10 protein-coding genes are annotated in these 10,883 nt (G+C 60.7%); 4 read left to right on the forward strand and 6 right to left on the reverse strand.

What is annotated here, in order from left to right:
* Positions 1 to 56 precede the first annotated feature (56 nt).
* Together waaA and CQ009_RS10140 are read right to left on the reverse strand one after the other, a co-directional pair.
* Positions 57 to 1,331: a lipid IV(A) 3-deoxy-D-manno-octulosonic acid transferase gene (gene waaA / locus CQ009_RS10135; RefSeq protein ID WP_105705921.1), complete on the reverse strand. Its 1,275-nt coding sequence runs from the start codon at positions 1,329 to 1,331 to the stop codon at positions 57 to 59.
* Positions 1,332 to 1,342: 11 nt separating this feature from the next.
* Complete coding sequence (locus CQ009_RS10140) at positions 1,343 to 2,239, reverse strand: LysR family transcriptional regulator (protein WP_064387813.1); 897 nt, start codon at positions 2,237 to 2,239, stop codon at positions 1,343 to 1,345.
* 108 nt (positions 2,240 to 2,347) lie between these two features.
* On the opposite strand from CQ009_RS10140, the gene CQ009_RS10145 reads away from it, so the two are divergent.
* The 4 genes from CQ009_RS10145 to CQ009_RS10165 all read left to right on the forward strand — a co-directional run bounded on the left by CQ009_RS10145 (position 2,348) and on the right by CQ009_RS10165 (position 5,863).
* Positions 2,348 to 2,680: a multidrug efflux SMR transporter gene (locus CQ009_RS10145; RefSeq protein WP_105705923.1), complete on the forward strand. Its 333-nt coding sequence runs from the start codon at positions 2,348 to 2,350 to the stop codon at positions 2,678 to 2,680.
* A 198-nt stretch (positions 2,681 to 2,878) separates the two neighbouring features.
* Positions 2,879 to 4,054, forward strand: coding sequence for an FAD-binding oxidoreductase (locus CQ009_RS10155; protein WP_105705925.1), 1,176 nt, complete (start codon positions 2,879 to 2,881; stop codon positions 4,052 to 4,054).
* On the forward strand, positions 4,051 to 4,863 hold the full coding sequence (locus tag CQ009_RS10160; protein ID WP_064387803.1) for an aldo/keto reductase: 813 nt from the start codon (positions 4,051 to 4,053) through the stop codon (positions 4,861 to 4,863). The genes CQ009_RS10155 and CQ009_RS10160 overlap by 4 nt, the downstream gene beginning before the upstream one ends.
* A gap of 31 nt (positions 4,864 to 4,894) precedes the next feature.
* Positions 4,895 to 5,863 (forward strand): hypothetical protein, encoded by a 969-nt coding sequence (locus tag CQ009_RS10165; protein ID WP_064387802.1) that lies wholly within the window; start codon positions 4,895 to 4,897, stop codon positions 5,861 to 5,863.
* An 85-nt stretch (positions 5,864 to 5,948) separates the two neighbouring features.
* Here CQ009_RS10165 and hldE read toward each other — a convergent pair whose 3' ends face one another.
* From hldE to msbA, 4 genes are all read right to left on the reverse strand, one after another.
* Complete coding sequence (gene hldE, locus CQ009_RS10170) at positions 5,949 to 7,370, reverse strand: bifunctional D-glycero-beta-D-manno-heptose-7-phosphate kinase/D-glycero-beta-D-manno-heptose 1-phosphate adenylyltransferase HldE (RefSeq protein ID WP_064387801.1); 1,422 nt, start codon at positions 7,368 to 7,370, stop codon at positions 5,949 to 5,951.
* A gap of 102 nt (positions 7,371 to 7,472) precedes the next feature.
* Positions 7,473 to 8,084 carry an adenylyl-sulfate kinase gene (gene cysC / locus CQ009_RS10175; RefSeq protein ID WP_105705928.1) on the reverse strand — a complete coding sequence of 204 codons (612 nt, stop codon included), beginning with the start codon at positions 8,082 to 8,084 and terminating at the stop codon, positions 7,473 to 7,475.
* Positions 8,077 to 8,781 (reverse strand): sulfotransferase family 2 domain-containing protein, encoded by a 705-nt coding sequence (locus tag CQ009_RS10180; RefSeq protein WP_064387799.1) that lies wholly within the window; start codon positions 8,779 to 8,781, stop codon positions 8,077 to 8,079. Before CQ009_RS10180 ends, cysC begins: the two co-directional genes overlap by 8 nt.
* A 166-nt stretch (positions 8,782 to 8,947) precedes the next feature.
* A complete protein-coding gene (gene msbA / locus CQ009_RS10185) occupies positions 8,948 to 10,750 on the reverse strand; it encodes a lipid A export permease/ATP-binding protein MsbA (RefSeq protein WP_105705930.1) in 1,803 nt (600 codons plus the stop codon).
* Positions 10,751 to 10,883: the final 133 nt, after the last annotated feature.

Genomic DNA, 10,883 nt, shown 5'->3' on the forward strand with positions numbered 1-10,883 from the left:
CATTCCAATGTAGGAGCTGCCGCAGGCTCGGGCCGCGATCGGACGATCTTTTTGCTTTATTTGATCAGTCGGCCCAAGCCATCCAGCAACCGCTGCAACGCGCCCTGATTACGGCGCATCACTGCCAGCCCGGCCTCGGCCATGCGCTGTGCATCACGCGGCAGCTCGAACAGTCGCTGCACCTCCACTGCCAACCCTTCGGCATCATCCACTTCCGCCAACGCCCCGGCTTCACGCAGCTGCGCCGCAATGTCGAGGAAGTTGAACAAGTGCGGGCCGCAGATCACCGGTTTGGCCAGCGCGGCCGGCTCCAACAGGTTGTGCCCGCCGTTCGCCACCAGGCTGCCGCCGACAAATGCGCTGTCGGCCAGTGCGTAGAGAAACAGCAATTCGCCCATGGTGTCGCCGAGCAGCACTGACGTTTGCGCATCGACATCGACCCCGGTCGAACGCCGCACCGTGGCGAAGCCTTCGCGCTGGCACAGCTCGAACACCGAATTGAAGCGTTCTGGATGGCGCGGCACCAGAATCAGCAGCGCGTCCGGGTGATTGGCCAGCAAGCGACGATGGGCATTGAGTACCACCTCGTCTTCGCCTTCGTGAGTGCTGGCGGCGATCCAGACTGGGCGCTCTTGCGCTTGCCATTGGCCGCGCAAATCAGCGGCGCGCTGCAGCAATTGCGGGTCGATGGTCAGGTCGAATTTGATCGAACCGGTGACATCGACTGTTTCCGGACGCGCGCCGAGATCGCGGAAACGCTGGGCTTCGGCTTCGGTCTGCACGGCGAACAGGCTCATCTCGGCAAGCATCGGCGCGGTGAGTTTGCTGAAACGGCCATAGCCTCTGGCGGAGCGCTCGGACAAACGCCCGTTGGCCAGCGCCACCGGAATGCCGCGCTTGGCGCACTGGTGAATGTGGTTGGGCCACAACTCGGTTTCCATGATCACCGCAAGCTTCGGTTGCGCGCGATCCAGAAAGCGCGCCGCTGCACATGGCAAGTCATACGGCAGGTAGCAATGCTGGATACGCGGCTCGTTGGTGAACAACGCCTGAATCCGTTCCGAACCGGTCGGGGTCATGCAGGTCACGGTGATCGGCAGTTGTGGGTAACGCTGCAGCAAAGCGCGAATCATTGGCGCGGCGGCGATGCTCTCGCCAACAGATACCGCATGTACCCAGATGCCACCCGGTTGCAGCGCCGGCATCCCGTAAGAGAAACGTTCGCCGATACGCTTGGCGTACGCCGGCGCCTTGCGCGCCCGCAGCCACAGCCGAATCGCCACCAATGGCAGCCCCAGATAAAACAGCGCGGTGTAGAGAGTTCTATTCATGGCGGCGGAGTTTATCGACTTTTGTCGCCGATCGCGCGCAAGTGCACGGCAAAACGTTCGGCCAGCCACCTCGCGGCCGGGCCAAGGGGCTCGTCGCGGCGCCAGACCAATTCGACCACCAGCGCCGGCGGCGTCCATTCACTGTCGAGTTCGACCATCAGGCCGTGATACGCCGAGTATTGCACCACATGCCGGGGCAGCCAGGCCCAGCCAAGGTCGCGCACCAGCCACTCAGCCATCACATAGAAACTGTCGGCGCGCCACACCTGCGGGCTGGCCGGCTCGTTGCCCGGATAGACGCTGGTTTGTGTCGACATCAACAACTGCCGGTGTTGCGCCAGTTGCTCGCAGGTCACGTAGGACTGTTTGGCCAGCGGATGATTGATCCCGCAGACCGTGACCATTTCCACGCTGCCGAGCACGCGCCGCTCCAGCGCCTCAGGGATTTCATCGTGATAGAACAGCAGGCCGAGATCGGCGCGCCGCTCCACCAGTTTGCGCGCGACTTCACCTTGGGCGGCGCTGGTCAGTTGCACTTCGAGACTGGGGAATTGCTCGGCGAGGGCGCCGAAACTTTCCACCAGCGCCTGATACGGCATCGCCTCGTCCTGGGCGACGCGCAGTTGCGCTTCCTGGCCACGCATCATCGCCATGGCACGCCCGTTAAGGCGTTCGCACTGGCGCAGCACTTCCCGTGCTTCTTCGAGCAGCGCTTCACCTGCTTCGGTGAGGGTTGGCTGGCGGCCGCTGCTGCGCTCGAACAGACTGACGCCCAGATCGTCCTCGAGCATGGCAATCGCGCTGCTGACCGCGGACTGCGCTTTGCGCTGCTGACGCGCCACGGCGGAGAACGAGCGTTGATCGGCGACCGCGATAAATGTGCGTAATTGATCTAGATTCCACTGCATGCTGCGCGCCCCACCCATCTTTCCAACAGATAGGTAATGACTTTACCGCATCTGGAGAATCACTAGAATGCCGACCTCAGACAGTAACGCTCCACTTGAGGAATACACATGAACGCCTACGCCTACCTTGCCATCGCCATTTGTGCCGAAGTCATGGCCACCGTCTCGATGAAAGCGGTCAAAGGCTTCAGCACGCCGCTGCCTTTGCTGGTGGTGATCGTGGGCTACGCCATCGCGTTCTGGATGTTGATCCTGGTGGTGCGCACCGTTCCGGTCGGCGTGGCCTACGCGGTGTGGGCCGGGATGGGCATCGTCATGGTCAGCGTCGCGGCGCTGTTCATCTACGGGCAAAAACTGGATGTGCCGGCGATGCTCGGGATGGCGTTGATCGTGCTCGGCGTCGTCGTGATCCAGCTGTTCTCGAAAACTGCCGGCCACTAAAGCCAAGACGCATCCCCCTGTAGGAGTGAGCCTGCTCGCGATAGCGGTCTGTCAGACGACATAAATGTTGAATGACAGATCGCTATCGCGAGCAGGCTCACTCCTACAGGTTTGCATTCCCTCTGTTGATCATCGACAAATCCGCCTCTTTCCCGAGTCTGTATACTGCGCCCTCGTCTTGAACACTGAGGTCGCTGCATGCCATCCGTTATTTCCACCGACGTTCTGATTGTCGGCGCTGGTGTCGCCGGCCTCTGGCTGAATGCGCGTCTGCGCCGTCAGGGTTTTTCGACCGTGCTGGTGGAAAGCGCCAGCCTCGGCGGCGGGCAGACTGTGAAGTCGCAAGGGATCATCCACGGCGGTGCCAAATACGCGCTGCACGGTGCGTTGACGGGTGCTTCGGAAGCCATCGCCGACATGCCGCGCCGCTGGCGTGAAGCGTTGGCCGGCGACGGCGAATTGGACCTGTCCGGGGTGCGCCTGCTTTCCGAGGCTCACTACCTGTGGTCGCCGGGCACACTGGCGGGCAACCTCACCAGTTTCTTCGCCAGTAAAGCCGTGCGTGGCCGGGTTGATCAGGTCAAGGGCGAGCAACTGCCGCCAGCCCTGCAAGACAAGCGCTTCAAAGGCAAGGTCTACCGCCTGGCCGAGCTGGTGGTGGATGTGCCGAGCCTGGTTCAGCGCCTGGCCGATCTGGCCGGCGATGGCTTGCTTGCCGGACAAATCATCGAGCCGCTGCTGGAAGCCGGTGTGCTGGTCGGCCTCAGAGTCGATGGCCGCGAGATTCGCGCACAACGTATCGTTCTCAGCGCGGGCGCCGGCACCGCGCAATTGCTCGAAACCCTGAACCTCAGCCGGCCGGCCATGCAACGCCGCCCGCTGCACATGATCATCGCCAAAGGCCCTGGGCTGAAGCCGCTGTACGCACACTGCCTGGGCGGCGGCACCAAACCGCGCATCACCGTGACCACGCACCCGGCGGCGGATGGCAACTGGGTCTGGTACATGGGCGGCGACATCGCCGAGAGCGAAGGTGTCCATCGCGAGCCCGCCGAGCAAATCGCCACCGCGCAAAAAGAAATCGCCCAGTTGCTGCCGTGGATCGACCTCAGCACCACGCAATGGGCGACCCTGCGGGTGGATCGCGCCGAACCACTGCAAACCGGGCTGACTCGCCCGGACCACGCTTTCCTTGCCGAAGAAGGTCGCCTGCTGGTGGGTTGGCCGACCAAACTGGCGCTGGCGCCAGATTTCGCCGACCGCGTGATCACCGCCCTGCAACGCGACGGCATACAGCCGCAGGCCCACCAACCGTTGCCGGCCTTGCCGCAGCCCCCGATGGGCGTTCCAGCCTGGGAGCAATTGCTGCCATGAGTATCGCCAACCTGCATGACTTGCACCGTCCGCTGGGCAGCACTGGCCTGATGGTTTCGCCACTGGGCCTGGGCACCGTGAAACTGGGCCGCGACCAAGGGGTGAAATACCCCAACGGTTTCCAGATTCCCGGCGACGACGAAGCGCGGATGCTGCTCCGGCAAGCCCGCGAACTGGGGATCAACCTGATCGACACCGCCCCGGCGTACGGTCGCAGCGAAGAACGCCTCGGCCCGCTATTGCGCGGCCAGCGTCAGGACTGGGTGATCGTCAGCAAGGTCGGCGAAGAGTTTGCCGATGGTCTGTCGCACCACGATTTCAGCGCGACGCACACGCGAATGTCGGTCGAGCGCAGCCTGCAACGTCTTGAAACCGATTTTATCGATCTGGTGCTGGTGCACTCTGACGGCAATGACATGGCGATCCTCGAGCACGAAGAGGTGTACGCCACCCTCGCGGCGCTCAAGGCCGAGGGCAAGATTCGTGGCTTCGGCTTCTCCGGCAAAACCGTCGAAGGCGGCTTGAAAGCATTGGAGCAAGGCGACTGCGCGATGGTCACCTACAATCTGAACGAACAAAACGAGAAGACTGTCATTGACTATGCTGCTGCGCACGGCAAAGCCATTCTGGTGAAAAAAGCCTTGGCCAGCGGTCATGTTTGCCTGAGCCCGGGCGTGGACCCGGTGCGCGCCAGTTTTGAATTGCTGTTCGCCCAGCCTGGCGTGGCCAGTGCTATTGTCGGCACGATCAATCCGCTGCACCTCGCCCACAACGTTGCGACCGTTGCCCAGGTCCTTCGTGGTCACTGACGCCGCTTCGCGGCCTTAAGCAGGAGCCGATATGCCGCGCACGCTCATCAGAAAGAACCCGAGCAACTTCAAGACCCTGCCATTGTTCGTCGAAGCCACGCCCGAAGGCCTGACCTACCAGAGCGTTGGCATGCCGCTGAATTTCACCCAGACCCTGCAACGGCGCAAACCGGTCAGCGTAGCGGACGCCGAGCGCTTTGCGCTGGAGCTGGCCAACCTTGGGGTGTCGGTGCGCCTGACCCTGCACTGGCAGAATCGCGACTATTGGGTTCTGGTACGCCAGCGTCGGCAGGATCGCGGCGACGTGGTGCTCAAGCTGATTTCCGGTTATGTGCCGGCCCACGAGCTGAACATTCCCCTGCACACCGCCATTCAGGAAATTGCTGAAGAGTGCCTGCTGGAAACTCCGGAAGGCTGGCTTGGCGGGCGTTTCAATGACACCTGGCTGCCAGCGCCTTATGCGACGGCCCTGCATTATCGCGAAGCCCTGCCTTTTCGCCTGACGCCACTATCCGGTTCGGCGCGCCCGGTGCGCTGCGCCAATCTGCAACTGCAGGAACGCCCACGGGCGTATGTGCATCTGCCCACTGCTTCACTGCAATTGATCTACGACCTGCGACTGGAAGTGCCCAAGGAAGCCAAATCCTTGAGCCTGTTTCATGTCGATGAGCGGCTGGAAGGTGATCAACTGGTGGCGCGGCTGGATCGTAAACGGCCGGATCTGTACCTGATGCCATTGCAGGACGGCGAACCGCTGCCTGAGTTGTATACGTTGAAAAAGGGTCAGTTGTACCCGGCAGGCACTCGCGGTCTGTATCTGGCCGAGAGCTTCGCCAAACAGGATGGCTGGCTGGTGCGTGAGGAGCGGATTCGCTGGAAGGACTGGCTGCGCCAACAGGGGCTCACGCCGCCGGAGAAGGCGACTGGTCTGGCGCGGTTGCGCGGCAAGGCCAGGCAACTGCTGAAAAAAATCGTACCGCGCAAGAAAGTGAATTCCTGAAAGCAAAAAGATCGCAGCCTGCGGCAGCGCCTACATTGGAATGTATTTCCCTGTAGGAGCTGCCGCAGGCTGCGATCTTTTGACCTTAATGACCGCGGATTTTTTCCACAATCGCCGTGGTCGAGCTGTTTTCAACCAGCCCCAGCACTTTTACCGTACCGCCATAGGCCGTGACGATATCGGCGCCGACCACCTGATCAATGCCGTAATCCCCGCCCTTGACCAGCACATCCGGCTTGACCTCGCGCAGGAGGTTTTCCGGGGTGCCTTCCGGGAAGCTGATCACCCAGTCCACCGCACCGAGGCCGGCGAGCACCGCCATGCGCCGGTCGACGCTGTTGATCGGACGGCCAGGACCTTTAAGACGGCTGACGGACGCGTCATCGTTGATCGCCACGATCAGACGGTCGCCCTGTGCGCGCGCCTGTTCGAGGTAGGTGACATGGCCGGCATGGAGAATATCGAAGCAGCCATTGGTGAAGACGATGCGCTCGTTATGCGCACGGGCATCGGCCACCGCCAGAATCAGTTGCTCCAGGCCCAACACACCACGCTCGGAGCCTTCTTCGCGCTGGATGGCACGACGCAGTTCCGGCGCGCTGATTGCCGCCGTACCCAGTTTGCCGACGACGATGCCCGCCGCCAGATTGGCCAGAGCCACGGCGTGAGGCAATTCTTCACCGGCCGCAATCGCCGCCGCCAGCGTCGAAATCACCGTATCACCAGCACCCGTCACGTCGAACACTTCACGGGCGCGGGCCGGCAAGTGCAACGCCGGATGATCCGGGCGCAACAGGGTCATGCCGTGCTCGCCGCGAGTGACCAGCAGCGCACCGAGGTCGAGGTCGTGCATCAGGGCTGCGCCCTTGCTCACCAACTCGTGTTCGTCGGCGCAACCGCCGACGATGGTTTCGAATTCACTGAGATTCGGCGTGATCAGGCTCGCACCGCGATAGATCGAGAAATCCTTGCCCTTGGGATCGGCCAAAACCGGAATACCCTTGGCACGCGCGGCCTGGATCAAGGCCTGATGATTTTTCAACGCGCCTTTGCCGTAGTCCGACAGCACCAGCACCTTGATGCCTTCGAGCAGGTCATCGACCTGCGAGGCCAGGGCCAGGGCATCAGTGGCGAACGGTTCTTCAAAGTCGATACGCAGCAATTGCTGGTGCCGGCTCATGACCCGCAACTTGACGATGGTCGGCTGATGCGCAATGCGCTGGAACAACGCGCGTACGCCCGCACCCTTGAGACTGTTGCTCAGGCTGTCGGCGGCTTCGTCATCGCCGGTCACACCGACCAGCGACGCCGGCGCACCCAGCGCGGCGATGTTCAAGGCAACGTTGGCAGCGCCGCCCGGACGATCTTCGATTTGCTCGACTTTAACGACCGGAACCGGCGCCTCAGGGGAAATCCGTGAGGTACCACCATGCCAGTAACGGTCGAGCATGACATCGCCGACCACCAAGACAGGGGCTTGATCGAATCGCGGCATGGACAACTTCATGGAGCAACCCACATACAAAATGAACAGGGGCGCGATATTAACACAGGGTTGGCGAAGGCTTGTGCGCGGGCTGCAACAGGATGAAACAGCTGGCTTTTTTGCTCATTTTTTGAGCACCAGAGCAGTCAGTTGGCGGCACGCTTCGGACAAGTGCAGATCCTCGGTATCAATTTGCCAATCGGCTGCCAACGGCGCCTCGTAAGGACTGTCGACGCCGGTGAAATGCTTGATTCGCCCTTCCCTCACGGCTTGATACAACCCTTTCGGGTCACGCCGGGCACAGACCTCGAGTGACGTACTGACATGCACTTCAATAAAGTCGCCGTGGGCAAACAGTTGCCGCGCCGCTTCGCGCTCGGCACGAAACGGCGAAATGGCGGCGACAATCACGATCAGTCCGGCGTCGACCATCAACCGCGCCACTTCAGCCATACGGCGGGTATTCTCGCGGCGGCAAGCATCGCCCATGCCCAGATCCCGACACAGCCCGTTGCGCACATTGTCGCCATCGAGCAGAAACGTGTGCAGGCCGGATTGATGCAGATGCATCTCCAGAGCATTGGCCAACGTAGACTTGCCAGCACCGGAAAATCCGGTCAGCCACACACAGCTCGGGCGTTGCGCCTTGAGCGCGGCACGCGCCTGACTCGACAACGCCAGGCCATAGGGATGGATATCCAGCGTCCGTGCCGGCAAAGACAAGCACTCATTCATAACCGAGCAGCTCATAGTCGCGCTGATAAACCCGTCGCACCAGGCGCCGTGTACGCAGAGAACAGAACTCACGCGCGGGCAACTGTTGGCGTTGTCGAGAAACGTTGACGTGAGGTAGCCGGCTGGTCACCCCCAAACGCTCGCAAACCAACCGAAAATCGCGTTGCAGATGCTCCTGATAGCCAATGAAGTCCAGCGCCAGATGGCCCAGCGAGTCGGTCAGAAAGTCGGTTTGCGCTGCAAAATGCAATTGTCGCGGAATGTTTTCCGGGTGCAGCCAGCGCGCGACGAAATCATCGAAATCACGGTACTGCCGAACCAGTCGCTGTGCGGCTTGATCGCGACCACTGAGTTCGTTTCCGTGCAGAAAGGCATAAGCGGAGTAAGCACGCTCCAGCGGATCACGGACAAAGGCGAACTTGTACATCGTCGCAAACTGCTCGGGAAACTGCTCTTCGTACCAATACAGGGGCAAATGCCCTGGGCGCCAGCCGTCGAACATGGCCGTGCACACGCTGCTGCCAGCGCATTTGGGCACATGGATAAACAGGCAGGCATGTTGCTTGAACGCTTGCGGAAAATTCAGACTGGCCGACATCGATTTGTTGACGACCTGACGGTCAACCACCGACAGCCGCCCAAGCAAAAAGGCTCGCTGCGCCTTGGGCAGCAGTTTCCAGAGATATCGTTGCAACATGCAGATCACCGCGCGAAGGGGATAGCCCCTCAATCAAGTTCAGAGTTCGTGGAGGAACCTTAACAAGCGCGGCAGCGGGATTTATTCCCGTTTGGTCAAGATGGGTAAAGGACTGGATACAAACGCGGGAGCAAGCAAGCTCGCTCCCACGGGATTTTGCCGGTTATCAGGCGATGTCTTCAGTCGGGGCATCGAGGCCCATGGCGTTGAGACGGGCGTAATAGCCATTTTGCGCGAGCAATTGATCATGCGTGCCGCGCTCGACGATACGGCCCTGATCCATGACCAGGATCAGATCGGCTTTCTCGATGGTCGACAGACGGTGCGCAATCACCAGCGTAGTGCGGCCTTTCATCACTTGATCCAGTGCGGCCTGGATGTGCCGCTCGGATTCGGTGTCGAGTGCCGAAGTGGCCTCATCGAGAATCAGCAGCGGCGCATTCTTGAGCAAGGCACGGGCAATTGCCAGGCGCTGGCGCTGGCCACCGGAAAGCAGGACGCCGTTTTCGCCGACCTGAGTGTCAAGGCCTTCCGGCAACTGCTCGATGAAGTCCATCGCGTAGGCGTCCCGCGCAGCTTTCTCGATATCCTCACGCGGCGCACCGGCCAGATCGCCGTAGGCAATGTTATTGGCCACGGTGTCGCTGAACAGGGTGACGTGCTGGGTAACCTGGGCAATATGACGACGCAGGTTGAGCAGTTTGTACTGTTCGACTTCCACACCGTCGATGAGAATTTCACCCTTGTCGTGGTGATAGAAACGCGGAATCAGGTTGGCCAGGGTCGACTTGCCACTGCCCGAACGCCCCACCAGCGCAACCATCTGCCCCGGTTCGGCGGAGAAACTGATGCCGTCGAGCACCTGACGTTCGGTGCCCGGGTAGGTGAAGCTCAGGTTGCGCACATCCAGACGACCGGTCACCGAGTCACGCGTGACCGTACCGGTATCGACTTCAGGTTCGACGTCCAGTTGTTCGAAAATGCTTTCGGCACCCGCCACGCCTTTCTGGATGGTCGAGCTGACTTCGGACAGTTGGCGAATCGGCTTCGGCAGCAGGCCGGCCAGGGTGATGTAGGCGACCATATCTCCTGCGGAGGCATCGCCGCGCAGGAACAGCACGAGGAACATCAACACCGCCATGGCGCTGTAGATCACCAGTTGCAGCATCGGCGTGTAGATGGCGCCGGTACGGGTCATGCGCAGTTGTTTGTCGGTGTTGCTCTGGCTGGCAGCGAGGAAGCGTTTTTCTTCGTAAGCCTCGCCACCGAAGCTGCGCACCACGCGATAGCCCTGAATGGTTTCCGAAGCCACGTGCGTGACATCGCCCATGGCAAGCTGGATTTTCTTGCTCTGTTTGCGGAATTTCTTGCTCGCCGTGCGCACCATTACGGCAATCAGCGGCAGGATGGCAACCATCACCAGCGTCAGCTTCCAGTTCATGAACAGGAGGGAAGCAAACAGGAAGATCACCGTCATGCCTTCACGGATTACGACCTTGATCGCATCCGTTGCCGCCCCCGTGACCATGGTCACGTTGAAGGTGATACGCGAAATCAGATGACCGGAGTTATGCTTGTCGAAATAACGATTCGGCAGCACCAGCAGGTTGTTGAACAACTGCACCCGCAGATCGTGCACCAGGCCGAGGGAAACCTTGGCCAGAAAGTAGTTGCCCAGATAAGATCCCAGCCCCTGCCACGCGGCGATCAGGATGATCAGCAGCGGAACGGCCTGCAACAGTTGCAGATCACGCAGGTAAGGTACGCTTGGAAACAGCACCGCTTCCGGGTTGGACAGGCCGTCGACGAAATACTTGAGGATGTAGCCAAGCATCGGCTGGGTCGAAGCGAAAATCAGGAACCCGACGATGCTGATCAGAAACAGACTGATGTACGGCCGAACATAGCCGAGCAGGCGGAAGTAGATTTTCAAGCTCGAAGGGCTTGCGGCGGTACTGGAATCGGTCATATCACGCGAAAGTCGATAAAAAGGACGGTGACTTTAGCACAGCTTCTTCAGGGTTCTGGCAAACAGCGAAAGGCTGTTATTGTTAGGCACGTTTTTCAGCATCAAATAGCCATCACCCGAATGGTCGATCAAC

It is taken from the genome of Pseudomonas sp. MYb2 (genome assembly GCF_002979955.1).
Taxonomy (GTDB): domain Bacteria; phylum Pseudomonadota; class Gammaproteobacteria; order Pseudomonadales; family Pseudomonadaceae; genus Aquipseudomonas.

What these genes read in the sequence shown, in the direction of transcription:
- waaA (WP_105705921.1), bottom strand. Translation starts at nt 1,331, where the DNA reads ATGAATAGAACTCTCTACACCGCGCTGTTTTATCTGGGGCTGCCATTG.
- CQ009_RS10140 (WP_064387813.1), bottom strand. Translation starts at nt 2,239, where the DNA reads ATGCAGTGGAATCTAGATCAATTACGCACATTTATCGCGGTCGCCGAT.
- CQ009_RS10145 (WP_105705923.1), top strand. Translation starts at nt 2,348, where the DNA reads ATGAACGCCTACGCCTACCTTGCCATCGCCATTTGTGCCGAAGTCATG.
- CQ009_RS10155 (WP_105705925.1), top strand. Translation starts at nt 2,879, where the DNA reads ATGCCATCCGTTATTTCCACCGACGTTCTGATTGTCGGCGCTGGTGTC.
- CQ009_RS10160 (WP_064387803.1), top strand. Translation starts at nt 4,051, where the DNA reads ATGAGTATCGCCAACCTGCATGACTTGCACCGTCCGCTGGGCAGCACT.
- CQ009_RS10165 (WP_064387802.1), top strand. Translation starts at nt 4,895, where the DNA reads ATGCCGCGCACGCTCATCAGAAAGAACCCGAGCAACTTCAAGACCCTG.
- hldE (WP_064387801.1), bottom strand. Translation starts at nt 7,370, where the DNA reads ATGAAGTTGTCCATGCCGCGATTCGATCAAGCCCCTGTCTTGGTGGTC.
- cysC (WP_105705928.1), bottom strand. Translation starts at nt 8,084, where the DNA reads ATGAATGAGTGCTTGTCTTTGCCGGCACGGACGCTGGATATCCATCCC.
- CQ009_RS10180 (WP_064387799.1), bottom strand. Translation starts at nt 8,781, where the DNA reads ATGTTGCAACGATATCTCTGGAAACTGCTGCCCAAGGCGCAGCGAGCC.
- msbA (WP_105705930.1), bottom strand. Translation starts at nt 10,750, where the DNA reads ATGACCGATTCCAGTACCGCCGCAAGCCCTTCGAGCTTGAAAATCTAC.